We start from the raw sequence: 22,020 nt of genomic DNA, 5'->3' as shown, positions 1-22,020 counted from the left end.
TAGCGGCAAACATTTAATTAGAAGAGAGAAAAATCGATGGCAAGCCGGCCCACCTCCGAACAGCGGCGCGAATTTGGCGCCTTTCTCTCCAGCCGTCGTGCCCGCCTGCAACCACAGCAATTCGGCTTGCCCGAAGGACCCCGCCGCACTCCCGGCCTGCGCCGGGAAGAGGTGGCCGTGCTGGCCGGCGTCAGCGTCAGCTGGTACACCTGGCTGGAACAGGGGCGCGATATCCAGCCCTCGCCCGAGGCCTTGCAACGCATCGCCAAGGTCTTCAAACTGAACCGGGTGGAGGCGGCCCACCTGTTCGCCCTGAGTTCGCTCGAACCGCCCGCCATCGCCGCCGGCGGCGCCGTCAGCGCCGGCCTCGAACTGCTGGTACGCGCCATCGATCCGATCCCGGCCTATGTGCGCAACAGCCGCCTCGACATCCTGGCCTGGAACGACGCGGTTGCCGCGCTGTTCATCGATTACGGCATGCTGGCGCCGCACGAGCGCAACACCTTGCGCCTGCTGTTCCTGCACCAGCCCTACCGCAGCCGCATCCTCGACTGGGATCAAATGGCACGCGGCATGCTTTGCACCTTCCGCGCCAACCGCGCCCAGGCGCAGGCGCAAGGGCAGGACCAGGCCGCGCCCTTCGACAGCCTGGTCGAAGAGCTGTCCGGGCAGAGCCCGGAATTTCGCGACTGGTGGCAAGGCAGCGACGTCAAGGGCTTCGATGAAGGCCGCAAGCGCCTGCGCGACGCGAATGGCCAGACCCTGGAATTCACCTATGTCTCCCTCACACCCCAGGGGCGGCCGGACCTGTCGCTGGTCACGTATATTCCGCGGCCCGCTGCCAGGGACTCACGGTCATAGGATAACAACACGCCTTCTTCGCCCCGCCCGGCCTGCCTACACTGATGCTCATCGCGGCGCCCGGTGCGCCGCCCAACCATCATGGAGGTACTGCTATGTCCGTTTCGACCACCGCTGCCGGCGCCACTTCACGCAACCCCGCCACCGGCGAGCTGATCGCCACCTATGCCAGCCAGACGCCGGCCCAGATCGAGCTGCTGCTCGACGCCAACGCCGCCGCCTTCCGCCTGTGGCGCGCCACGCCGATGCACGAGCGCGTGGCCGCGTATCGCCGCCTGTCCGCCATCCTGCGCGAGCGTTCGGAAACGCTGGCCGCGCTGATCACCACTGAAATGGGCAAGACGATTGCGGCGGCACGCGGCGAGGTCGAGAAATGCGCCGCCACCCTCGACTGGCTTGCCGACAACGGCCCGGCCATCCTGGCCGACGAAGCGGTGGCGGCCGACGGCGGCGACCAGATTTACGTGTCGTATCTGCCGGTCGGCACCGTGCTGGGCGTGATGCCGTGGAATTTCCCGCTGTGGCAGGTGGTGCGCGCCTCGGGTCCGATCATGTTGTCCGGCAATGGCTTTCTGCTGAAACACGCACCGAATGTGATGGGCTCGGCCTATGCGCTGCAGCAAGCTTATGAAGCGGCCGGCTTTCCGCCCGGCCTGTTTGCCAACCTGGTGGCCGATAACGACACGGTGGCGCGCGTGATTGAAGACCCGCGCATCGCGGCCGTGACCTTGACGGGCAGCATGCGCGCCGGTTCCGCCGTGGCCGCCACGGCCGGCAAGGCGCTCAAGAAAAGCCTGCTGGAACTGGGTGGCGCCGACGCCTTTATCGTGCTGGCCGACGCCAATCTCGACCTGGCGGTCAAAGCCGGCATCGAAGCGCGCTTCCAGAACGCCGGCCAGGTCTGCCTGGCGGCCAAGCGTTTTATCCTGGAACAGCCGATCGCCGAGGAATTCACGCGCAAATTCATCGCCGCCGCGCAACAAGTGAGGGCCGGCGATCCGTTCGATCCCGCCACCGCCATCGGCCCGATGGCGCGCGGCGACCTGCGCGATGAGTTACATGGCCAGGTCGAACGCACGCTGGCGGCCGGCGCCACCCTCGCGCTCGGTGGTCACAAGGTCAACGGGCCGGGCAACTACTATGCGCCGACCGTGCTGACCGGCGTGCTGCCCGGCATGGCCGCCTTCGACGAGGAAACCTTCGGGCCGGTGGCCGCCATTACGGTGGCCGACAACGCCGAGCACGCCATCGAGCTGGCCAATACCAGCGACTACGGCCTGGGCGGCAGCCTGTGGACCAGCAATGTCCAACGTGCCCAGCGCATCGCGCGGCGCCTGGAAACCGGTGGCGTCTTTATCAACGGCTACCCGGCCACCAACGCCCGCATTCCCGTCGGCGGCGTCAAGAAGAGCGGCTACGGGCGCGAACTGTCGCACTTCGGCTTGCGTGAATTTACCAATGCGCAGACGGTGTGGGCCAAGACGGTCGGCTGATTGGCGGCAAGCCGATTGCGGCCGCCAACAGTCATCACGCCGCTGCTGCGGCACCCAGCTGCGCCACCAGGAAACCGACCAGGCTGGCCAGCCGGCGGCGCGGATACGGGTCCTGCAAATACAGCAGGTGCACCGGCAGCGGCGGCGGCGCGCAGTGTTCCAGCACCACCACCAGCTTGCCGCTGCGGATGTCCTCGGCCAGCATCACCTCGGGTTGCAGTATCAGCCCGGCGCCAGCCAGCGCGGCGGCGCGCAGGGCCTGGCCGTCGTTGGCCGAGAACGCCTGCTGGCTGGGCCACGTCAGCACGCTGCCATCCGCCGCCATCCATTCGGGCTGCCAGGACTGATGCACCAGGCAGCGGTGGTCTTTCAAATCGCGCCACTCGCGCGGCGTGCCATGGCGCGCCAGATAGGCGGGCGAGGCGCAGACAAGGTTCTGGTACGGGCGCAAGGGCCGCGCCACGAGGCCGGAATCGGGCAAGGTGCCCACGCGCACCGCCAGGTCGACGCCCTCCTCGATCAGGTCGACCATGGCATGCGCCAGCACCAGTTCGATCTCCACTTGCGGATAGCGCTGCTGGTAGGCAACGATCAGCGGCGCAATCAGCGTGCCGCCCATCGATACGGGCGCCGCGACACGCAATTTGCCGCTCGGTTCCGCATCCACATCCTGCACCGCTTCCTGGGCGCGGGCCACCTGGTCGAGGATTTCCGTGGCGCGGCGATAAAATAGCAGGCCGGCGTCGGTCAGGCTTTGCTTGCGGGTATTGCGCTTGAGCAGACGCGTGCCCAGCAGCTCTTCCAGCTGGCGTATCTGCCGGCCGACCATCACGGTGGTGATGCCCAGTTTCTTGCCCGCCAGTGTGAAGTTGCCCGCCTCGACGACATTCACCAGCGCTTCCATGCATTTCAGTTTATCCATTGCCTGCCGGTGCCGTCATGATTCTTTACCTTGGGTTCAAACACTTTGTCAGGAACAGTACTTCACGCTGCGGCCGGCATCGGCGAGAATGGAAACACCTCATCCATTCCTTCCGATATCAAGGCAACCATGCACGCCCTCTCCCACTTCCCCATTACCGAAAAATGGCCAGCAGCCCATCCTGAGCGCATCCAGCTGTATTCGCTGGCCACGCCGAACGGCGTCAAGGTCTCCATCATGCTGGAAGAAACCGGGCTGCCTTACGAGGCGCACCGCATTACCCTGGACCAGGACGGCGTGCTGTCGCCATCCTTCCTGTCACTCAATCCCAACAACAAGATTCCCGCCATCATAGACCCGGCAGGCCCCAACGGAAAGCCGCTGGCGCTGTTCGAGTCGGGCGCGATCCTGCTGTACCTGGCGGAAAAAACCGGACAATTCCTGCCTGCGGACCCGGCGCTGCGCTATGAAACCATCCAGTGGCTGATGTTCCAGATGGGTGGCGTGGGGCCGATGTTCGGCCAGGTGGGATTCTTTCACCGCTTTGCCGGCAAAGAGTATGAGGACAAGCGTCCCTTGCAGCGCTATGTGACGGAAGCGAAGCGGCTGCTGGCCGTGCTGGAACAGCGCCTGACGGGCCGCGACTGGATCATGGGCGAGCAATACACGATCGCCGATATCGCGATTTTTCCCTGGGTACGCATCCTCGGCGGCTATTACGAAGCGGCCGAGTTGCTGGGCACCGAACACTATCCGAATGTGCAGCGGGCGCTGGCGCGCTTCGTGGAGCGCCCGGCGGTGATCAAGGGGATTGCTACCCCGTGAGACCGGACCATGGCAAGCTGGCCCGCAAGGCCGGTCAGGCGATTTGCTGGAGCAGCAGCGCGGCGGCGGCGGCCGACGAACCCGGGTTCTGGCCCGTGATCAGCAAGCCGTCGCGCACCACGTAGGAAGCCCAGTCCGGTCCCTTCGAATAATCGCCGCCCAGTTTCCTGAGTTCGTCTTCGACCAGGAACGGCACCACGTCGGTCAAACCCACGCCTTCCTCTTCGGTATTGGTAAAGCCCGACACCTTCTTGCCTTCGACCAGCGGCCGGCCATCTGCCGCCTTGACGTGGCGCAGCACGCCCGGTGCGTGGCAGACCAGCGCCACCGGCTTGTTGGCGGCGACAAAGGCTTCGATCAGCGCGATCGAATGCCGGTCTTCGGCCAGGTCCCACAGCGGGCCGTGGCCGCCCGGGTAAAACACGGTGTCGAAGTCGGCCTGGTCGACGGTATCGAGGCGCACGGTGGAGGCCAGCTGCGCCGTCGCTGCCGCGTCGGCCTCGAAGCGGTGCGTCATTTCGGTCTGGAACGACGGTTCATTGCTTTTCGGGTCCAGTGGCGGCTGGCCGCCGGCCGGCGAGGCCAGCACGATGTCCATGCCGGCATCCTTGAACACGTAATACGGCGCGGCCAGCTCTTCCAGCCAGAAGCCGGTCTTGCGGCCGGTGTTGCCCAGCGTGTCATGCGAGGTCAGGACCATCAGTACTTTTTTCATGCTCATGTCTTTACTCCAAAGAAAGTTAAAAATTAAAAAATATTAGACTGGTCGTCTACAAATAATGTAAAAAAAGCGGATCAAATGACATGCCCGGACTGCACTCCCTGACGCCGGGAAAGATGCCGCAGTTGGCGCGCCGTCGTCCTCATCTTGACGGCCAGGCACTGTGCATGGACACCACTATAGCAACGATTAGACCGGTCGTCTAGAGTATTCTCATTTTATTTATTTCGTCCTCAGCATGCCGTCGATGATGGTCACCGACCGTCCACAAATCCACGGCCCATCGGCATCATGGACCACGGTGACGCGGCCATCGCGGCCGATTGCCGTGCCCTGCCGCACGCGATAATCGTGGCCCGGCATCAAGCGGGCGATGCAGGCGTTGGCGCTGCCGGTGACCGGGTCTTCCAGCAGCACGCCATTCTCCACCGTGAAAGCGCGCACTTCCATATCGGCCGGGCCGCCCGCGGCATGGGCGCCGTAGATCGCCACGCCATTGCTGGCGCTGCGCCGCATCAGTTCGGCCAGCGCCACGGCATTCGGCACCACAGCCAGGCAGTCCGCCGCCGAGGCGAGGCGCACCACCAGCCAGCAGATGCCCATGTTGGCCACCACCGGAGGATGCCGCGCCGGCAAGCGATCGAGTCCGAGGGTGGCGTGCAGCAGCGGCAATAGTTCATTATCCATAGGGTCGAGCTGCGCCGGCGGCGCGCCAAATCCCAGCGCACCATTGGCGCCCATCCTTACCGGCACCAGGCCGATGCCGCACTGCTGCACCAGCACGCCGGGCGTTTTCGGCCGCAGCCCCGCTTCCAGCAGCGCATGGGCCGTGCCCAGGGTGGGATGGCCGGCAAACGGAAATTCCTCCTGGGTCGTGAAAATGCGCACGCGGTAATCGGCGGCAGGGTCGGTGGCCGGCAGCACGAAGGTGGTTTCCGACAGGTTGGTCCAGCGGGCGATCGCTTGCATCTGCGCGTCCGTGAGTCCGTCGGCGTCGAGGATCACGGCCAGCGGATTGCCTTTGAGCGGCACGGCGGTAAACACATCGATCTGTTTGAAGCGGCGGGTCATGTCATTCCTTGTTCTGCATGCGGGCATCGCTGCCGCCTGCTTGAGATGAAAGCGTAGCGAGATAAGCCAGCACCACGGCCTCGATCCGCGCGGCCAGCGGTAGCGGATCGACATGGCCACGGCGGCCGGCGGCGTCCGTCAGCGCGCTGATGAGCGCCATCAGGTCGGAGGCGGCCGATTCCGGCGCCAGCATGGCGTTGGGAAAGCCTACACGCACGAAACCGGCCAGCGCCGCATGCATGGCGGCGCCATTGCCGGAGGCCGGCATCAGCGCCGACAAACGATGCTGTTCGAAATCGAGCAGCGCCGCCAAGGCGGGCCGGCGCAACTGGTGGCGCACGGCGACCGCGATCAGCTGGTGCAAGGCCGCACGCCGGTCCGCTTGCGCCAGCGCCTGCATCGCGTCACGCACCAGCTCGGTACGCTCGCGTTCGATCAGCGCCACCGTCACCGCATCCTTGGTCGGAAAGTATTGATACAGCGAACCGATACTGACGCCGGCCCGTGCCGCGATCGCATTGGTGGTGTAGCCGTCCAGTCCATGCTGTTCCAGAATGTGAGCCGCCCCTTCGAGTATGGCCTCGACGGTATGCGCCGAACGCGGCTGGGACGGGGCTTTGCGCGGGTTCAGGCGCCGCGCACCGGCCGCTTTGGATTGCGAGTTGTTCATGTGAGCTAATGCTCATATTATTTTCCTTCCACGTCAAGCGGAATTTTCCCGCTGATGAACCGACATGAAAGATCCCATGAACACCTTCAATTCTCTCAATGCCAGCGCCGATGACGCCAGTCTGCTGACGCTGGCCGTGGCCGCCGTCCAGTCGGCCGGCCTGGCCGTGCGCGCCCGCTTCCATACCGACACCCGCCCTGGCAGCCGGCACGATATCGGCGCCATGATCGCCGCCAATGACGCCGTCTCGCTGGCCGTGTTGCGCCCCGCCCTGTCCGGCGCGCGCCCCGCTGCGCAATGGGCCGGCGATGAAGGCGGCGGTGGATTGCTGCCAGCCGGCGAATGGTGGGTCGTCGATCCGGTCGAAGGCGCCATCAATCATATCCACGGCCTGCCGGACTGGGGCGTGACGGCAACCCTGGTGCGCGACAACCTGCCGGTGCTGACCGTGGTGCACTTGCCGATGTCCGCGGAAACCTATACCGCCCTGCGCGGCGGCGGCGCCTGGCTGAATGGCAAGCGGCTGCAGGTCTCGCTGAAAACCGCACTGAACGCCGCCATGGCCGGCACCGGCCAGGCCGTGCCCGATGAAGGCAGCGCCATCTGCGAGCGCATCGGCAACTCGGTCACCGCCATGCTGGCGGCGGCGCTGGTGGTGCGCGTGTCGGTACCGTCGACCTTGCAGCTGGTGCAGGTGGCGGCAGGCAGCCAGGATCTGTTCTGGCAAGTCAGCAACGTGCGCTCGGGTTTGCTGGCCGGCGCGCTGCTGGTCACCGAAGCGGGCGGCGAGGTCACCGACCTGGACGGTCAGCCGTGGCGGCTGGACAGCAGCGGCTTCCTGGCCAGCGCCCCGGCGCTGCTGGCGCCGGCCATTCAGGTGCTGTCCGGCGTCGCCGAGACTCATTCTTTGAAGGAACATCCATGAGACTCGCCATTTTTGGCGCTTCCGGCGCCACCGGCCGCCATCTGCTGCGACTGGCGCTGGACGCCGGTCATACGGTAACGGTATTGCTGCGCAGCGCCGACAGTGTATCCATCCAGCACCCTGCCCTGACGGCCATCGTCGGCCGGTTCGATCAACCCGCCATGGTGGAGTCGGTGGTGCAAGGCGCCGATGCGGTCATCAGCGTGCTGGGCGCGCGCAAAGGTGGCGCGCAGACCATCTGCAGCGACGCCATGCGCAGCATTGTGCCGGCGATGCAGGCGACAAACAGCCAGCGGCTGATTGCCCTCAGTGCCTATGGCGCATCGGAAACCCGCCACGCGTCGTGGTTCATCCGCTTCGTGAGATGGGTGATCGCAGACAAGATGCGTGACAAGGACGCCATGGAAGCGCTGGTGCGCAGCAGCGGCACCGGCTGGACCCTGGTGCGCCCGCCCGCGCTGACCAACGGCGAGGCGAGCGGACGCTATCGCAGCGGCATTGGCTTAACGCCAGGCATCACGGGACGGCTATCTCGCGCCGACCTGGCGGCGTTTATCCTGCGCACCGCCGAGAGCGGCGCTTTTATCGGCCAGGCGCCGGTCGTTTCCCTATAGAGCTTGCAGCGCGCCATGCGCCGCGATTTTACGCTTTAATAATGTGACGGAAATCGGCGATCCGGCGCCAGCGGCATTCACCTGAAAGGAAGCATCATGCACAAACAGATCATTGTCACCATGGCGGTCAGGGATCTCGACAAGTCCAGGGCCTTTTTCAGCGCGCTCGGCTATGCGTTCGAGCCGATGTTTTCCAATGAAGATGCCGCCCTGATGGTGATCAGCGAAGGCAGCATCAACGCCATGCTGATGACGGCGCCGTTTTTCAGCTCTTTCCACACCAGGAAAATTGCCAATACGCAGGAAGCGGTGGAAATGTGGCTCTGCCTGAGCTGCGACAGCCGCGAAGAGGTGGACCGCCTGGTGGCCAAAGCCGTCGCCCTTGGTGCCACCGCCACGGGCGAGCCGGACGACCACGGTTTCATGTACGGCCACGGCTTCACGGACCTCGATGGCCATGCCTGGCAGTTCACGCATATAGGCGGCACGCCAGCGCAGTGAATCGATGGACGAAAAAAAACCCGCATCGCTGCGGGTTTTTTCTTTACTGCATATTACTGGAGGCGAGGACGGGAATCGAACCCGTCTAAACGGCTTTGCAGGCCGCTGCATAACCTCTTTGCTACCTCGCCTGAGGAACTGCTGCAATGTGCTTTGTGGCACATCTGAAACTGGAGCGGGAGAAGAGTCTCGAACTCTCGACCTCAACCTTGGCAAGGTTGCGCTCTACCAACTGAGCTACTCCCGCATGGAGCTTTACTATTCACGCTGCGCCATCGAAGGCGGCGGATAAAAAAAGGAAGCCATCTGCGCTTCCCTTTAGAATTCTGGAGCGGGAGAAGAGTCTCGAACTCTCGACCTCAACCTTGGCAAGGTTGCGCTCTACCAACTGAGCTACTCCCGCATGGAGCTTCTATTTTCTGCTTACTACGCCGTATTACTATGTTTGCTGCATCCAGTTGCCACTGGAGCGGGAGAAGAGTCTCGAACTCTCGACCTCAACCTTGGCAAGGTTGCGCTCTACCAACTGAGCTACTCCCGCTTGGAGTCAACATTCTACTGCTTTTTGCTACCGTTTACAACTGCTGCCAGTTTTCACTGGAGCGGGAGAAGAGTCTCGAACTCTCGACCTCAACCTTGGCAAGGTTGCGCTCTACCAACTGAGCTACTCCCGCAGTGGACAACATTGTATCAGAAGCTCTACTACATCGCCAGTACTACTTTTTGCTGCAACTGCTGTTTTACCTATGACACGATCCAGAAAACTGGAGCGGGAGAAGAGTCTCGAACTCTCGACCTCAACCTTGGCAAGGTTGCGCTCTACCAACTGAGCTACTCCCGCGTCATCAACAACAGGCCAGCATTATAGATGTATTACAGAGGCTGTCAACGGGATTTTTTGCCCCTGCCTCATCAATGCAGATTGCCGGCCTTTTCCTTGATCAGCGGCCATGCCAGCCGCAGATAATAAAACATCGACCACACCGTCAGCACGCAGGCGATCCACATCAGCTTTTCTCCCCACACATGGGTGTCGATGGCGCCGAAGATCACCTCGTGGTACAGCAGCAAGGGAATCGCCGTCATCTGCGCGGCCGTCTTGATCTTGCCGATCGAACTAACCGCCACCGATTTCGAGGCGCCGATCTGGGCCATCCATTCGCGCAGGGCCGAAATCGTGATTTCGCGGCCGATGATGATAAACGCCAGCACGGCATTGACGCGGTCCAGCTGCACCAGCACCAGCAAGGCGCCGGCCACCATCAGCTTGTCGGCGACCGGGTCGAGGAAAGCGCCAAAGGCCGAGGTCTGGTTCCAGCGGCGGGCCAGGAAGCCGTCGAACCAGTCGGTCACGGCGGCAACAATAAAGACCAGGGTGGCGACCAGGTTCTGGTCGCCATGCAGCAGCATCGACGGCGGCAGATAAAACACGCCGACGACCAGCGGGATCAGGGCCACGCGCAGCCAGGTCAGGAGGATGGGAATATTAAAAGGCATAGGAAAGCAATCGGCCGACGGGTAAATTGAATAAAGCACCAACAAAGCGCCACTAGTCTACATGGCACGCGGGTATTAGCCTAGTCCGGTTGCGGCGTAGCCGGACCAGGCCGAAATTACTAGTGCAGCTGCTTGTAGATTTCCTCCGCCAGCTGGGTCGAAATCCCCTCCACCGACATCAGGTCTTCCACGCTGGCGTCGACCACGCCGCGCAGGCCGCCAAAGCGTGACAGCAGCTTTTGCCTGCGCTTGGCGCCGATGCCTTCTATCTCTTCCAGGCGCGAGGTCTGGCGCGTCTTGGCGCGCTTGGCGCGCATGCCGGTAATTGCAAAACGGTGGGCCTCGTCGCGGATCTGCGCGATCAGCATCAGCGCCGCCGATTCCTTGCCCAGCTCCTGCGCCGCGCGGCCGTCGACAAACAGCAAGGTTTCCAGGCCGACTCGCCTGCCCTCGCCTTTCGCCACGCCGACGATCAGACTGATGTCCAGGCCCAGTTCGGCAAACACCTGGCGCGCCATTTCGATCTGCCCCTTGCCGCCGTCGATCAGCACCACGTCCGGCATCACGCCGTCGCCATTGGCCACCTTTTCATAACGGCGCATCAGCACTTGCCGCATCGCCGCATAATCGTCGCCGGGGGTAATATCATTGATGTTGTAGCGCCGGTATTCACCGTTCTGCATCGCATGATGGTGGAACACCACGCACGAGGCCTGCGTCGCTTCGCCCTGGGTGTGGCTGATGTCGAAGCATTCCACGCGGATGGTGTCGAGGTCTTCCGCTTCCAGACGCAGGGCGTCGGCCAGCGCGCGCGTGCGCGACTGCTGCGAACCCTGCTCGGACAACAGCCGCGCCAGCGAAATCTCGGCCCCTTTTTGCGCCAGTTCCAGCCACTGGCGGCGCTGGCCCTGCGGCTGGAAGATCAGGTTGATGCGGTGGCCGCACTGCTCCATCAGCGCCACCATCAGCGCCGGCTGGTCGAATTCGATATTCAGGATCAGGGTGCCGGGAATGAATTTTTCCGTGTAGTGCTGGGCCAGGAATGCGGCCAGCACTTCGACTTCGATCGGCTCCTCGGCAATCGCCGCGGCATCGCTGAGCTGGCTCGGAAAGTAAGCGCGGTCGCCCAGGTGGCGTCCGCCGCGCACCATCGCCAGGTTGACGCAGGCGCGCCCGCCCTGCACCAGCACGGCAATGATGTCGACATCGGCGTCGCCGGTGGTTTCCATGCTCTGCTGGTGCAGCACGCGCGACAGCGAATTGATCTGGTTGCGCACCACCACCGCCTGCTCGAATTTCAGCTCGGCCGCATAGGCGTGCATTTTCTTTTCCAGGTCGGCCATCACTTCGCTTTGCCGGCCGCGCAGGAAACGCGCCGCGTTTTCCACGTCGTTTTTATAGTCTTCCTTGCTGATCAGGTCGACGCACGGCGCACTGCAGCGGCCGATCTGGTGCAGCAAGCACGGCCGCGTGCGGTTGGCATACACGCTGTCTTCGCAGGTGCGGATCAGGAATACTTTCTGCAAGATCTGCATCGATTCCTTGACCGCCCAGGAACTGGGAAACGGCCCGAAATACTGGTTCTTCTTGTCCACCGAACCGCGGTAATACACCATGCGCGGCGCCTCGCCGCCGGTGATTTTCAGATACGGATAGGACTTGTCGTCGCGAAACAGGATGTTGTAGCGCGGCTGCAGCGCCTTGATCAGGTTGTTTTCCAGGATCAGGGCTTCCGCCTCGCTGTGCGTAACGGTGGTTTCCAGGCGCACGATGCGCTCGACCATCATGGCGATACGGGGGCTGGCCAGGTTTTTCTGGAAGTAGCTCGACACGCGCTTTTTCAGGTCGCGCGCCTTGCCCACGTACAGCACCTTGTCGCCGGCATCGAAGTAGCGATATACGCCAGGCAGGTTCGGCAGCCTGGCGACGGTGGCCAGCACTTGCGCGCGTGCGTCGGGTACGGGGACGACGGCGTTCAGATCGGGTATTGCTTCGGTCATTGCTGGCTCGGTTATTCTGGCGATTGTTCCACAATCACGAAAGCGACGGCGTACTCTTCCTCGTCGCTGATCGTCACTTGCGCGCTCAAACGGTGCTGTGCCATAAAGTCCGCCAGCACGCCGCTGCAGACGATCATCGGCTTGCCGCTCGGGTGATTGAGCATCTGCGCGGCGGGCCAGGTCATCGGCATGCGCAGGCCCAGGCCGATCGCCTTGGAAAAAGCTTCCTTGGCGGCAAAGCGCGTGGCCAGGAAGCGCACGCCGCGCACGGCGCTCCTCGCGCTGCGGGCGCGGAATTTTTCCAGTTCCTGCGGCCCCAGTATCTTCTTGGCAAAGCGCTCGCCATGGCGCGCGAGCGCCGCTTCGATGCGCGGTATCTTGCAGATATCGGTGCCTATGCCGTAAATCATTATTTGCCCGCCCGATGACCGACGCGTGTCGCAACCATGATGGCCTTCATTTCACGCACGGCGTTTTCCCAGCCGACAAACACGGCATGGGCCACGATGGCGTGGCCGATATTGAGTTCGGCGATATCGGGAATCGCGGCGATCGCCTGCACATTGGTGTAATGCAAACCGTGGCCCGCATTGACCTTCAAGCCACGGGTGGCGCCAAACAGCACGCCGGCCTTGATGCGTTCGAGTTCCGCCAGTTGCGCTTCACCTTCGGCATCCGCATAGCGGCCCGTATGCAGCTCGATCACGGGCGCGCCCATCTCGGCTGCGGCAGCGATCTGCGCCTCATCGGCATCGATAAACAGGCTGACGCGGATGCCCTCGCCTTGCAGTTGCTTGACGGCCGCCGACACTTCCTTGTAATAGCGCACCACGTCCAGGCCGCCTTCGGTGGTCACTTCGGTGCGTTTTTCCGGCACCAGGCAGACGTCCGCCGGCTTGATGCGGCAGGCAAAATCGACCATCTCGGCGGTGACGGCCGCTTCCAGGTTCATGCGCGTCAGCAGTTGCGGCGCGATGGCGATCACGTCGGCGTCCTTGATATGGCGGCGGTCTTCGCGCAAATGCAAGGTGATGCAATCGGCGCCGGCCTGTTCGGCCAGCAGGGCCGCGCGGATCGGGTCCGGATACTGCGTGCCGCGCGCATTGCGCAAGGTGGCCACGTGGTCGATATTGACGCCCAGGTCGATGACGGGGCCGGCTGGCTGCAAAAAGCTCATGGTAATTTTCCGTAATAACTGTGTAGGTTGAACATTACAACTGCATCAAATCGATCAGCATCTGGCGCGTGTTCAGGGTCGCGCCACCGAGCTGATGGGCCAGCAAAAAGCGCATCAAGGTCTTGCTTTGCGCCTGCGTGGCGGCATCGGCATAATCTTCGCACTCCATGTCAAGCAGGGTCTTGCCGGTAATGCGCGGCCAGGCGTCGCCGGCCTGCGCCGGACGCGGGCCGCGCTCTGGGTCGACCACATAGATCTGCCCCGCCTGCACCGGCTGGCGCGTGCCGGTGCAGCGCACCAGGTCGGCCGCCACGCCGGTTTCCTTCAACAGCGCGCGCTCGAACTTGCGCAGCACGATGGGCGCCGGTTCATTGTGCGCCAGTTGATTCAAGGTGGCAACGTAGTGGTCGAACAGGACCGGGTGCGGATCGTCGCGCGCCAGCAGTTTGACCAGCAATTCGTTCAGGTAGAAGCCGCACAGCAAGGCGGTCTTTTCCAGCGGCAGCATGCCGCCCACCCATTCGGCGCCCGTCAGGATGCGCAGCTCGGACTTGCCGGTCCAGCCCGCCTGCAGCGGCTGGAAGGTCTGCAGCACGCCGCGCAGTTGCGAATGGGGACGCTTGGCGCCCTTGGCGACCAGCGCGATGCGGCCATGGTCGCGCGTCAGCACATCGATGATCAGGCTGGTTTCTTTATGCGGGTAGCTGTGCAGCACGAAGGCGGGCTGGCCCGTGATGCGGCCATCGCGCCCGGGCGGGCGGCTGGCCGTGCGCCGGGGCGCTGGCGGGGATGGCACAGCGGCGCTCTGCAGCGGGACTGCCGGGACGGCGCCTGGCAGCGCTGGCGTGGTGGTGCTCATGCGTGTGGCGTCATCCCCTGGGGTGGACTTACTCGTAGCCGTAGGCGCGCAGGCCCGCTTCGTTGTCGGCCCAGCCCGATTTGACCTTGACCCAGATTTCCAGGTAGACCGGGCCGCCGAACAGCTTTTCCATGTCCAGGCGGGCCTGGGTCGAGACGTCCTTCAGGCGCGCGCCCTTGTTACCGATGATCATCGATTTATGCGTATCACGCTCGACCAGGATGGCCGCAAACACGCGGCGCAGGTCGCCTTCCTGCTCGAATTTCTCGATCAATACCGTGCTGGTGTACGGCAGTTCGTCGCCGACAAAGCGGAACAGTTTTTCACGCACGATTTCCGAGGCGAGGAATTTTTCGCTGCGGTCGGTGATGTCGTCCGGCCCGAAGATGGGCTGGTTTTCCGGCAGGAAGCGCTTGATCTCGTTCTGCAAGCCTTCCAGCTGGAAATGCAGCTTGGCCGAGACCGGCACGATGGCGGCGAAGTCGCGCATGGCGGCGACTTTCTGCGCGAACGGCAGCAGCACCGCCTTGTCTTTCACGCGGTCCGACTTGTTGATCACCAGGATGCACGGCACCTCTTTCGGCAGCAAGTCCATCACCTGCTGGTCGGCCGGGCCGAACGTGCCCGCCTCGATCACGTACAGGATCACGTCCGACGAGATCAGGGTATTGGTGACGGTCTTGTTCAGCGTCTTGTTCAGCGCGTTCGAGTGGCGCGTCTGGAAGCCGGGCGTGTCGACGTAGATGAACTGCGCGTCGGGCACGGTCTGGATGCCGGTGATGCGGTGGCGCGTGGTCTGCGCCTTGCGCGACGTGATGCTGACCTTCGCGCCGATCAGCACGTTCATCAGGGTCGATTTGCCCACGTTCGGGCGGCCCACGATGGCGATATAGCCACAGCGGAAGTTGTCGGGCATTTTGGTGGCTGTCATGCGAGTGTCGATTTCTGTTGAGTGTGAGCGGCGACTGCGGCGTCGTCGCTCTGGATGGTGGCAATGCCGGCCAGCTTGAGCTGGGCGGCGCGCGGTTTGGGCTTGCGGTTGGCGGCGGGCGACTTCAGCAGTGCCTGCTCGGCCACCTCCAGCGCCAGTTTGGCGGCGGCTTGCTCACCGGCGCGGCGGCTTCCGCCACGACCGTAGACCTGGATATTCAATTTCGGCACCAGGCATTCGATCTCGAATTCCTGGCTGTGGGCGGCGCCGTGGGTGGCCACCACATTGTATTGTGGCAGCGAGATTTTTTTACTCTGCAAAAACTCCTGCAGCAGGGTCTTGGCATCCTTGCCCAAGGTCTGCGGATCGACCGAGTCGAGGATGGGAATATAAAAGGCGCGGATCACGGTGCTGGCGGCATCGAAACCGGTGTCGAGGAAAATGGCCCCCAGCAACGCTTCCAGGGTATCGGCCAGGATCGACGGACGGCGGAAACCGCCCGATTTCAGTTCGCCTTCGCCGAGGCGCAGGAACTGCGACAATTCCAGCTTTTGCGCGATTTCATACAGCGACTGCTGCTTGACGAGGTTGGCGCGCAGGCGCGACAGATCGCCCTCGTCGATGGCCTTGAAGCGCTCGTACAGGATGGACGCGACCACGCAGTTGAGTATCGAGTCGCCGAGGAATTCCAGCCGCTCATTATGCAAACTGCTGTGGCTACGATGCGTCAAGGCTTGCTGCAACAGGCCAGCATCCTGGAACGTATAGCCTAGACGGGTTTGCAATAGCTGAAGATTCATTGTTGGTTCTGTGTCATCTGATTGATTCGGCATGCCGGCGCGGGTATCGGGCGCACGGCATGCGGGGTGGGTCCCGAAGGACCCAAGCGGCTTAGTGGATGCCGCCCACGCGTTTCGGATTGCTGAAATTCATCCACACCAGGAAAGCCTTGCCGACGATATTCTCGTTCGGCACGAAACCCCAGTAGCGGCTGTCCGCACTGTTGTCGCGGTTGTCGCCCATCATGAAATAATTTCCTGCTGGCACGACGCAAGTAAAGCCGTCTTCGTTGTAGTCGCAGGCATCCTTGTGCGGAAAGTCGGTGACCTGCCCCAGGTTCAGGGTCGGCGCCGGATCGTCGTTGAGGATGCGGTGGCTGACGCCCGTCAGGTTTTCTTCCAGCTGCTTGTGGTACACGGTGCTCTCGTCGTCGAGGTAGTCATCGAGCGGCGTGTAGCTGACCGGCTTCCCATTCACGGTCAGGCGCTTGTTGTCATAGGTGATTTTATCACCAGGCACACCGATCACGCGCTTGATGTAGTCTTGCGACATGTCCTTCGGATACTTGAACACCATCACGTCGCCACGCTGCGGATCATTGACTTCGATGATGCGTTTGTTGACGATCGGCAAACGAATGCCATAAGTAAACTTGTTTACCAGGATCAGGTCACCCACCAGCAAGGTCGGCACCATCGAGCTCGACGGGATCTTGAACGGCTCGTACAGGAACGAGCGCAGGCAGAAGACCATCGCAATCACCGGAAAGAAGCTGCCCGAATACTCGACCCAGGTCGGCTGGCGCAGCAGCGCCGCTTCGATCGTGGCGCGGCTGCCGCCATGCTCGGACTTGATGCCTTCGGCGGCCAGCTTGGACTGGCGCGCGTCGAAATCCGCCAGCGCGCGGTCGGCCGCCAGGCGGCGCTGTTTCGACAAATAAAATACGTCCAGGCACCAGACAAAACCCGTGATGACCATCAGGACGAACAAAATCAGCGCGAAATTTCCTAAAATCACTTGCAGGTTCATGTGTTAGCCGTCCACTTGTAAGATTGCCAGGAAGGCTTCTTGTGGAATCTCCACGGAACCCACTTGTTTCATGCGCTTCTTGCCCGCCTTTTGTTTTTCCAGCAATTTTTTCTTGCGGCTGATATCGCCGCCATAGCACTTGGCCAGCACGTTCTTGCGCAGCGCTTTCACGTTTTCACGCGAAATGATGTTGGCGCCGATGGTGGCTTGAATGGCCACGTCGAACATCTGGCGCGGGATCAGTTCGCGCATTTTGGCAGCCACCTGGCGGCCACGGTACTGGCTGTTCGAACGGTGCACGATAATGGCCAGCGCATCGACTTTTTCGCTGTTGATCAGCATGTCGACCTTGACCACGTCGGCGGCGCGGTATTCCTTGAACTCGTAATCCATCGAGGCATAGCCGCGCGAGGTCGATTTCAGGCGGTCGAAGAAGTCCAGCACGATCTCGGCCATCGGCATTTCATAGATCAGCTTGACCTGGCGGCCGTGGTAGCTCATGTCCATCTGGATGCCGCGCTTGGCGATACACAGGGTGATCACCGAGCCGACATATTCCTGCGGCATATACAGGTTGACCGTGACGATAGGCTCGCGCACTTCCTCGATGCGCGAAGGGTCCGGCATCTTCGACGGATTGTCGACGTTGATCAGGGTACCGTCACGCTGGATCACTTCGTACACCACGGTCGGCGCGGTGGTGATCAGGTCCATGTCGAATTCGCGCTCGAGGCGCTCCTGCACGATTTCCATGTGCAGCAGGCCCAGGAAGCCGCAGCGGAAGCCGAAGCCTAGCGCCTGCGATACTTCCGGCTCGTACATCAGGGCGGCGTCGTTCAGTTTCAGTTTTTCCAGCGAGTCGCGCAGCGCATCGTACTGGTTCGCTTCGACCGGGAACAGGCCGGCAAACACCTGCGGCTGCACTTCCTTGAAGCCTGGCAATGGCTCGCTGGCGGGACGGCTGGCCAGGGTGACGGTATCGCCCACCTTGGCCGCTTTCAGTTCCTTGATGCCGGCGATGACGAAGCCCACCTGCCCTGCGGACAGTTGCGGCAACGATTGCGAGCGCGGCGAAAACACGCCGATATCTTCCACCAGCTGCACCGAATCGGTGGCCATCAGGCGGATCTTGTCTTTCGGTTTCAGGGTGCCGTTGACCACGCGCACCAGCATCACCACGCCCACATAGGCGTCGTACCAGGAGTCGACGATCAGCGCCTGCAACGGCGCGTCCGGATCACCCTTCGGTGGCGGCACCTTGACGATCAGTTGCTCCAGCACGTCGAGCACGCCAAAGCCGGTCTTGGCCGAGCAGTGGACCGCGTCGCCGGCGTCGATGCCGATCACGTCTTCGATTTCGGCAATCGCGTTCGGAGGATCGGCGTTCGGCAAGTCGATTTTATTCAGGACCGGCACCACTTCCACGCCCAGGTCCAGCGCCGTGTAGCAGTTGGCGACGGTCTGCGCTTCCACGCCTTGCGACGCGTCGACCACCAGCAGCGCGCCTTCGCAGGCGGACAGCGAGCGCGACACTTCATAACTGAAGTCGACGTGGCCCGGTGTATCGATCAGGTTCAGGTTGTAGATCTGGCCGTCGCGCGCCTTGTAGTGCAGGGCCGCCGTTTGCGCCTTGATGGTAATGCCGCGTTCGCGCTCCAGATCCATCGAATCGAGCACCTGCGCCTCCATCTCGCGGTCGGACAAGCCGCCGCACAATTGAATGATGCGGTCAGCCAGGGTCGATTTACCGTGGTCAATATGGGCGATGATGGAGAAATTGCGTATGTTATTCATTAACTAATATATGTGCGAGTGACAACACTGCTTTAACAGGATTCAAGGGGATCATGCCCGGGTCAAACCGGGCCAAAACCGGGCACCCCACTCATGATGAAAAAAGCGCTCCGGGCAGGACATCTGCATGTCCAGGCGAGCGCTTTTGAAGCGACATAAGCTGCTGCTGCGGACAGGAGCTTTTTCGACCTCCCCATTTTACCGGATTTCAGAGTAGAAAGCCCGTCTTTCAGCGGCTGCCTCCCGGGCAGCGATGTAAATCAGCCATTCAGTTCATGCCAGATGGCGGCGCACGGCGGCTTCATCAAGGAAATAATGGCAGAGCTCGGGTTGATCCAGGTCGCCGAACAGCACCGGCACCAGCTCGTCGAAACGCGCCAGCAGCGAGGGGTCGGGCGAAGTGTCGATATCGATCACCTCGACCGTGAAGGGCTTGGCGGGGGTTTGCAACCGTTGCAGGGCGTCGAACATGTCCTGGCATAGATGGCAATAACTGCGGGAGTAGAGGGTGAAGTGCATGGGAACTTGAATAACCCCAAGCAAAGACTGGGGTCGGTCCCTAAGGGTCCGACCCCGGCTGTCGCGGGGCGCGGGTTGAAAGTTATTTTGCAAACGGACGCAAGGAAACAAACTGCGCCGTTTCGCCACGGCGCACCAGCACGGCCGAGGTTTTCTTCGGATCGAGCTTGGCCACCAGCGCATTGAACTGCTTGGCGTCGCGCACGGCAACGTTGTTCAATTGCAGGATCACGTCGCCGGGCTGCAGGCCGGCCAGGGCCGCCACGCCATCGGCGTCATCGACCAGCACGCCGGCATCGATCTTCAGTTCCTGCTTTTTGGCGGCAGGCACGTCGCTGACCTTCAGTCCCAATGCATTGCTGGTCTGTGCTTCGGGCTGCTTGGCTGCGGCCTTGCCGGCGGTTTTCTCGCCTTCCAGCTCGGCCACCGTCACCGGCAGTTCCTGCTGCGCGCCCTTGCGCCAGACTGTGATGCTGGCCTTGCCATTGACGGCGGAGCCGCCCACCAGGCGCGGCAGGTCGGACGAGCGCTCGATCTGGGTGCCATTGAATTTCAGGATGATGTCACCAGGCTTGACACCGGCCTTGTCGGCCGGGCCACCGGGTTCGACCATCGAGACCTGCGCACCCTTGGCGTTCGGCAAGCCCAGCGATTCGGCCACTTCCTTGCTCACTTCGCCGATCTGCACGCCGATGCGGCCGCGCACCACCTTGCCGGTTTTTTTCAGTTGCTCGCCGACACGCATGGCTTCGTCGATGGGCACGGCAAACGAAATGCCGTTGTAGGCGCCGGACAGGGTGGCGATCTGCGAGTTGATGCCGATCACTTCGCCACGCAGGTTGATCAGGGGGCCGCCCGAATTGCCGGGATTGACGGCCACGTCGCTCTGGATCAGCGGCAGATAGTCGCCGGTATCGCGCGACTTGGCCGAGATAATGCCGGCCGTGACCGTGTTTTCCAGGTTGAACGGCGAACCGATGGCGATCACCCATTCGCCGACACGGATTTTCTCCGAGTCGCCGATGGTCACGCGCGGCAGGTTGGCGCCTTCGATTTTCAGCAGGGCCACGTCAGTGCGCGCATCGGCGCCGATCACCTTGGCCTTGAATTCGCGCTTGTCGGTCAGCGTCACATAGACTTCATCGGCGCCGTCGACCACATGCGCATTGCTCAGTACGTAGCCATCGGCGGAAATGATGAAGCCGGAGCCAACGCCGCGCTGCACTTCCTGTTCCTGCGGCGCGCGGCGGCTGCGCGGGTCCTGCTGGCGCGGCGTCGGCATGGCGCCACCGAAGAAGCGGCGCAGGAATTCCTGCATTTCCTGCTCGTCGCTGCTGCCGGCGGCGGCGCCGCCCATTTTCAGCCGTTCGGTGGTGCGGATATTGACGACGGCCGGGCCGACCGCGTCGACCAGGTCGGCAAAATCAGGCAGTTTGACAGACGGCACGGCGGCACGGGCCGGCGGCGCCATGCCCAGCATGGCCGGCGCAAAGAAGACGCCGGCGGTCCCCAGACACAAGGCGGAAAGCGTCTTCGCTGAAAACGTTTTGCTGGGTGCACAAATATTTTTTTTCATGGAGTAGTCTTTTCGAATGGTAAGTCGAATCTGGCTGCCGCCCGCCTGCCCCACGCTGCGTCCAGGGGCGCGCCAGAGGCAGGAGTGGCGGTCAGGCACAGACCGCGCATGGCAAACCGTACAACAATATATCGCATAAGCAAGATATCGCCAGCGGCTAGTGTCAATCGTGCAGAAGGCCGGTGTCAAGAGGGAGTCGCCCGCATTAAGGCTGGCGTAAGCAGGCTAGCGCTGGGGAACAATGCCTGTGTTGAGCGGTTCGGCAGCCGGCGCGACAGCGGCCAGGACGGCTGCCGGTGCGGACGTGGGAGCGGCTTCGGCAGCCAGGCGGCCGGCCAGGGCCGCGCCGAAACCGGCGCTCAGCACGCTCGCATCCTGCCCTGCGCGCAGCGCTTCGCCGATCAGGCGGTAGGCCTGCCAGGCCTGGCGCCCCGCATCGGTGTCGAGCGCCGCAAACGCCAGTTCGAGTTCGCTGGCCGCCAGTTCGCCATCGGCCAAGGCCGAAATATGCTCGTGCAATCCTGGATATGTGTCCATCGTGGGTCCTGCCAGTTCAAAAGGAGTGGTGCGGCTTTCTCATGGTCAATGTATTACCAGCGCTTGTCAATCGGCATGTCCAGCAAGGGTTTGAGTTTTTCCGCAATCACCTCGCGCGCCCGAAAGATACGGCTGCGCACGGTGCCGATCGGGCAAGCCATGATTTCCGAAATTTCTTCATAGCTCAATCCCTCGATTTCACGCAGCACGATGGCGGTGCGCAATTCGATCGGCAGCACATCCATGGCGGCGTTGACCGTGGCGGCGATCTGCTTGCTGGCAAGCACGGATTCCGGCGTGTTGTTGTCACGCAGCTTGTTGCCGTCATCGAAAGACTCGGCCTGCTCCGCATCCGTCTCGCTGGACGTGGGCGTGCGCCGGCTCTGCGTGACCAGGTAGTTTTTCGCCGTATTGATGCCGATGCGATAAAGCCAGGTATAAAAAGCCGCGTCGCCGCGGAAATGCCGCAGCGCCCGATAGGCCTTGATAAAGGTTTCTTGCACCACATCTTCGGCCTCCGCCGGGTCATGCACCAGCCGCGATACCAGCCGCATCAGGCGCCGCTGGTATTTCGATACCAGCACGTCGAATGCCCGCCTGTCGCCAGCCTGGACCCGCTCGACCAATAATTGATCACCTTCGCGTTCTGTCCTCACACCCTGTATCCCTGGTAGCATGCAGCGCGGGCGCCTGTATGGTTATAGAGTTGGCCCGCTGC

23 protein-coding genes and 6 tRNA genes are annotated in these 22,020 nt (G+C 62.5%); 6 read left to right on the top strand and 23 right to left on the bottom strand.

What is annotated here, in order from left to right; genetic code table 11:
• Positions 1–36: 36 nt before the first annotated feature.
• Both Q8L25_RS14980 and Q8L25_RS14975 read left to right on the top strand, forming a co-directional pair.
• Positions 37–861 carry a helix-turn-helix transcriptional regulator gene (locus tag Q8L25_RS14980; RefSeq protein ID WP_308925564.1) on the top strand — a complete coding sequence of 275 codons (825 nt, stop codon included), beginning with the start codon at positions 37–39 and terminating at the stop codon, positions 859–861.
• A gap of 95 nt (positions 862–956) precedes the next feature.
• Entirely contained in the window at positions 957–2,354 is a 1,398-nt protein-coding gene (locus Q8L25_RS14975) for an NAD-dependent succinate-semialdehyde dehydrogenase (RefSeq protein WP_308925563.1), read from the top strand.
• Between the two features lie 34 nt (positions 2,355–2,388).
• Here the strand turns inward: Q8L25_RS14975 and Q8L25_RS14970 are convergent, their stop codons facing one another.
• Complete coding sequence (locus Q8L25_RS14970; RefSeq protein ID WP_308925562.1) at positions 2,389–3,276, bottom strand: LysR substrate-binding domain-containing protein; 888 nt, start codon at positions 3,274–3,276, stop codon at positions 2,389–2,391.
• Positions 3,277–3,405: 129 nt separating this feature from the next.
• On the opposite strand from Q8L25_RS14970, the gene Q8L25_RS14965 reads away from it, so the two are divergent.
• Positions 3,406–4,101 (top strand): glutathione binding-like protein, encoded by a 696-nt coding sequence (locus Q8L25_RS14965; protein WP_308925561.1) that lies wholly within the window; start codon positions 3,406–3,408, stop codon positions 4,099–4,101.
• 34 nt (positions 4,102–4,135) lie between these two features.
• Here the strand turns inward: Q8L25_RS14965 and Q8L25_RS14960 are convergent, their stop codons facing one another.
• The 3 genes from Q8L25_RS14960 to Q8L25_RS14950 form a co-directional block, all read right to left on the bottom strand.
• Positions 4,136–4,816: a type 1 glutamine amidotransferase domain-containing protein gene (locus Q8L25_RS14960; protein ID WP_308925728.1), complete on the bottom strand. Its 681-nt coding sequence runs from the start codon at positions 4,814–4,816 to the stop codon at positions 4,136–4,138.
• Positions 4,817–5,044: 228 nt separating this feature from the next.
• Complete coding sequence (locus Q8L25_RS14955; RefSeq protein WP_308925560.1) at positions 5,045–5,893, bottom strand: PhzF family phenazine biosynthesis protein; 849 nt, start codon at positions 5,891–5,893, stop codon at positions 5,045–5,047.
• Position 5,894: 1 nt separating this feature from the next.
• Entirely contained in the window at positions 5,895–6,563 is a 669-nt protein-coding gene (locus tag Q8L25_RS14950) for a TetR/AcrR family transcriptional regulator (protein WP_308925559.1), read from the bottom strand.
• A gap of 64 nt (positions 6,564–6,627) precedes the next feature.
• Between Q8L25_RS14950 and Q8L25_RS14945 the strand changes: the two genes are divergently transcribed.
• The 3 genes from Q8L25_RS14945 to Q8L25_RS14935 all read left to right on the top strand — a co-directional run bounded on the left by Q8L25_RS14945 (position 6,628) and on the right by Q8L25_RS14935 (position 8,603).
• Positions 6,628–7,488 (top strand): inositol monophosphatase family protein, encoded by an 861-nt coding sequence (locus Q8L25_RS14945; RefSeq protein ID WP_308925558.1) that lies wholly within the window; start codon positions 6,628–6,630, stop codon positions 7,486–7,488.
• Positions 7,485–8,102, top strand: a complete 618-nt coding sequence (locus Q8L25_RS14940; protein ID WP_308925557.1) for an NAD(P)H-binding protein — start codon at positions 7,485–7,487, stop codon at positions 8,100–8,102. Before Q8L25_RS14945 ends, Q8L25_RS14940 begins: the two co-directional genes overlap by 4 nt.
• Positions 8,103–8,198: 96 nt before the next feature.
• Positions 8,199–8,603: a VOC family protein gene (locus tag Q8L25_RS14935; protein WP_308925556.1), complete on the top strand. Its 405-nt coding sequence runs from the start codon at positions 8,199–8,201 to the stop codon at positions 8,601–8,603.
• A gap of 57 nt (positions 8,604–8,660) precedes the next feature.
• On the opposite strand, the gene Q8L25_RS14930 is transcribed toward Q8L25_RS14935, so the two are convergent.
• The 19 genes from Q8L25_RS14930 to rpoE form a co-directional block, all read right to left on the bottom strand.
• A tRNA-Cys gene (locus Q8L25_RS14930) sits at positions 8,661–8,734 on the bottom strand.
• A 40-nt stretch (positions 8,735–8,774) separates the two neighbouring features.
• A tRNA-Gly gene (locus tag Q8L25_RS14925) sits at positions 8,775–8,850 on the bottom strand.
• Between the two features lie 80 nt (positions 8,851–8,930).
• A tRNA-Gly gene (locus tag Q8L25_RS14920) sits at positions 8,931–9,006 on the bottom strand.
• Between the two features lie 62 nt (positions 9,007–9,068).
• Positions 9,069–9,144, bottom strand: a tRNA-Gly gene (locus Q8L25_RS14915).
• Between the two features lie 57 nt (positions 9,145–9,201).
• Positions 9,202–9,277, bottom strand: a tRNA-Gly gene (locus tag Q8L25_RS14910).
• A 91-nt stretch (positions 9,278–9,368) separates the two neighbouring features.
• Positions 9,369–9,444: transfer RNA gene (locus Q8L25_RS14905), tRNA-Gly, on the bottom strand.
• 71 nt (positions 9,445–9,515) lie between these two features.
• Positions 9,516–10,100, bottom strand: a complete 585-nt coding sequence (pgsA, locus tag Q8L25_RS14900; RefSeq protein WP_065306612.1) for a CDP-diacylglycerol--glycerol-3-phosphate 3-phosphatidyltransferase — start codon at positions 10,098–10,100, stop codon at positions 9,516–9,518.
• Between the two features lie 119 nt (positions 10,101–10,219).
• Positions 10,220–12,100, bottom strand: a complete 1,881-nt coding sequence (gene uvrC, locus Q8L25_RS14895) for an excinuclease ABC subunit UvrC (RefSeq protein WP_308925555.1) — start codon at positions 12,098–12,100, stop codon at positions 10,220–10,222.
• An 11-nt stretch (positions 12,101–12,111) separates the two neighbouring features.
• The gene (gene acpS, locus Q8L25_RS14890) at positions 12,112–12,510 is read right to left on the bottom strand and encodes a holo-ACP synthase (protein WP_308925554.1); all 399 of its coding nucleotides are present in this window, start codon (positions 12,508–12,510) and stop codon (positions 12,112–12,114) included.
• Entirely contained in the window at positions 12,510–13,277 is a 768-nt protein-coding gene (pdxJ, locus tag Q8L25_RS14885; RefSeq protein WP_308925553.1) for a pyridoxine 5'-phosphate synthase, read from the bottom strand. Before pdxJ ends, acpS begins: the two co-directional genes overlap by 1 nt.
• A gap of 34 nt (positions 13,278–13,311) precedes the next feature.
• Positions 13,312–14,136: a DNA repair protein RecO gene (gene recO / locus Q8L25_RS14880; RefSeq protein WP_308925552.1), complete on the bottom strand. Its 825-nt coding sequence runs from the start codon at positions 14,134–14,136 to the stop codon at positions 13,312–13,314.
• Positions 14,137–14,164: 28 nt separating this feature from the next.
• Positions 14,165–15,067 (bottom strand): GTPase Era, encoded by a 903-nt coding sequence (era, locus tag Q8L25_RS14875; RefSeq protein ID WP_065306616.1) that lies wholly within the window; start codon positions 15,065–15,067, stop codon positions 14,165–14,167.
• Positions 15,064–15,867, bottom strand: coding sequence for a ribonuclease III (gene rnc / locus Q8L25_RS14870; RefSeq protein ID WP_308925551.1), 804 nt, complete (start codon positions 15,865–15,867; stop codon positions 15,064–15,066). The genes era and rnc overlap by 4 nt, the downstream gene beginning before the upstream one ends.
• A gap of 91 nt (positions 15,868–15,958) precedes the next feature.
• The gene (lepB, locus tag Q8L25_RS14865) at positions 15,959–16,876 is read right to left on the bottom strand and encodes a signal peptidase I (RefSeq protein WP_308925550.1); all 918 of its coding nucleotides are present in this window, start codon (positions 16,874–16,876) and stop codon (positions 15,959–15,961) included.
• A gap of 3 nt (positions 16,877–16,879) precedes the next feature.
• Positions 16,880–18,670 carry a translation elongation factor 4 gene (gene lepA, locus Q8L25_RS14860; protein WP_308925549.1) on the bottom strand — a complete coding sequence of 597 codons (1,791 nt, stop codon included), beginning with the start codon at positions 18,668–18,670 and terminating at the stop codon, positions 16,880–16,882.
• Positions 18,671–18,943: 273 nt separating this feature from the next.
• Positions 18,944–19,141 (bottom strand): glutaredoxin family protein, encoded by a 198-nt coding sequence (locus tag Q8L25_RS14855; RefSeq protein ID WP_374694276.1) that lies wholly within the window; start codon positions 19,139–19,141, stop codon positions 18,944–18,946.
• A gap of 130 nt (positions 19,142–19,271) precedes the next feature.
• Positions 19,272–20,765, bottom strand: a complete 1,494-nt coding sequence (locus tag Q8L25_RS14850; RefSeq protein WP_374694275.1) for a DegQ family serine endoprotease — start codon at positions 20,763–20,765, stop codon at positions 19,272–19,274.
• A gap of 225 nt (positions 20,766–20,990) precedes the next feature.
• Positions 20,991–21,302 (bottom strand): sigma-E factor negative regulatory protein, encoded by a 312-nt coding sequence (locus Q8L25_RS14845; RefSeq protein WP_308925547.1) that lies wholly within the window; start codon positions 21,300–21,302, stop codon positions 20,991–20,993.
• 53 nt (positions 21,303–21,355) lie between these two features.
• On the bottom strand, positions 21,356–21,979 hold the full coding sequence (gene rpoE / locus Q8L25_RS14840; RefSeq protein WP_308925546.1) for an RNA polymerase sigma factor RpoE: 624 nt from the start codon (positions 21,977–21,979) through the stop codon (positions 21,356–21,358).
• Between the last annotated feature and the right edge of the window lie 41 nt (positions 21,980–22,020).

Origin of the sequence: Janthinobacterium sp. J1-1, assembly GCF_030944405.1 — a bacterium.
Classification (GTDB): Bacteria; Pseudomonadota; Gammaproteobacteria; order Burkholderiales; family Burkholderiaceae_D; genus Janthinobacterium.
The sequence above is the reverse complement of the archived record's forward strand: the minus strand, read 5'-3'. Positions and strand labels throughout refer to the sequence as shown.

Bases quoted from the DNA above. Each gene is read 5' to 3' on its own strand.
- lepB (WP_308925550.1), bottom strand. From the start codon at position 16,876: ATGAACCTGCAAGTGATTTTAGGAAATTTCGCGCTGATTTTGTTCGTC.
- Q8L25_RS14940 (WP_308925557.1), top strand. From the start codon at position 7,485: ATGAGACTCGCCATTTTTGGCGCTTCCGGCGCCACCGGCCGCCATCTG.
- pdxJ (WP_308925553.1), bottom strand. From the start codon at position 13,277: ATGAGCTTTTTGCAGCCAGCCGGCCCCGTCATCGACCTGGGCGTCAAT.
- Q8L25_RS14980 (WP_308925564.1), top strand. From the start codon at position 37: ATGGCAAGCCGGCCCACCTCCGAACAGCGGCGCGAATTTGGCGCCTTT.
- Q8L25_RS14950 (WP_308925559.1), bottom strand. From the start codon at position 6,563: ATGAACAACTCGCAATCCAAAGCGGCCGGTGCGCGGCGCCTGAACCCG.
- Q8L25_RS14955 (WP_308925560.1), bottom strand. From the start codon at position 5,893: ATGACCCGCCGCTTCAAACAGATCGATGTGTTTACCGCCGTGCCGCTC.
- Q8L25_RS14965 (WP_308925561.1), top strand. From the start codon at position 3,406: ATGCACGCCCTCTCCCACTTCCCCATTACCGAAAAATGGCCAGCAGCC.
- pgsA (WP_065306612.1), bottom strand. From the start codon at position 10,100: ATGCCTTTTAATATTCCCATCCTCCTGACCTGGCTGCGCGTGGCCCTG.
- Q8L25_RS14960 (WP_308925728.1), bottom strand. From the start codon at position 4,816: ATGAAAAAAGTACTGATGGTCCTGACCTCGCATGACACGCTGGGCAAC.
- lepA (WP_308925549.1), bottom strand. From the start codon at position 18,670: ATGAATAACATACGCAATTTCTCCATCATCGCCCATATTGACCACGGT.
- Q8L25_RS14850 (WP_374694275.1), bottom strand. From the start codon at position 20,765: ATGAAAAAAAATATTTGTGCACCCAGCAAAACGTTTTCAGCGAAGACG.
- Q8L25_RS14970 (WP_308925562.1), bottom strand. From the start codon at position 3,276: ATGGATAAACTGAAATGCATGGAAGCGCTGGTGAATGTCGTCGAGGCG.
- recO (WP_308925552.1), bottom strand. From the start codon at position 14,136: ATGAGCACCACCACGCCAGCGCTGCCAGGCGCCGTCCCGGCAGTCCCG.
- rpoE (WP_308925546.1), bottom strand. From the start codon at position 21,979: ATGCTACCAGGGATACAGGGTGTGAGGACAGAACGCGAAGGTGATCAA.
- era (WP_065306616.1), bottom strand. From the start codon at position 15,067: ATGACAGCCACCAAAATGCCCGACAACTTCCGCTGTGGCTATATCGCC.
- uvrC (WP_308925555.1), bottom strand. From the start codon at position 12,100: ATGACCGAAGCAATACCCGATCTGAACGCCGTCGTCCCCGTACCCGAC.
- Q8L25_RS14975 (WP_308925563.1), top strand. From the start codon at position 957: ATGTCCGTTTCGACCACCGCTGCCGGCGCCACTTCACGCAACCCCGCC.
- rnc (WP_308925551.1), bottom strand. From the start codon at position 15,867: ATGAATCTTCAGCTATTGCAAACCCGTCTAGGCTATACGTTCCAGGAT.
- Q8L25_RS14945 (WP_308925558.1), top strand. From the start codon at position 6,628: ATGAAAGATCCCATGAACACCTTCAATTCTCTCAATGCCAGCGCCGAT.
- Q8L25_RS14845 (WP_308925547.1), bottom strand. From the start codon at position 21,302: ATGGACACATATCCAGGATTGCACGAGCATATTTCGGCCTTGGCCGAT.
- Q8L25_RS14935 (WP_308925556.1), top strand. From the start codon at position 8,199: ATGCACAAACAGATCATTGTCACCATGGCGGTCAGGGATCTCGACAAG.
- acpS (WP_308925554.1), bottom strand. From the start codon at position 12,510: ATGATTTACGGCATAGGCACCGATATCTGCAAGATACCGCGCATCGAA.
- Q8L25_RS14855 (WP_374694276.1), bottom strand. From the start codon at position 19,141: ATGTTCGACGCCCTGCAACGGTTGCAAACCCCCGCCAAGCCCTTCACG.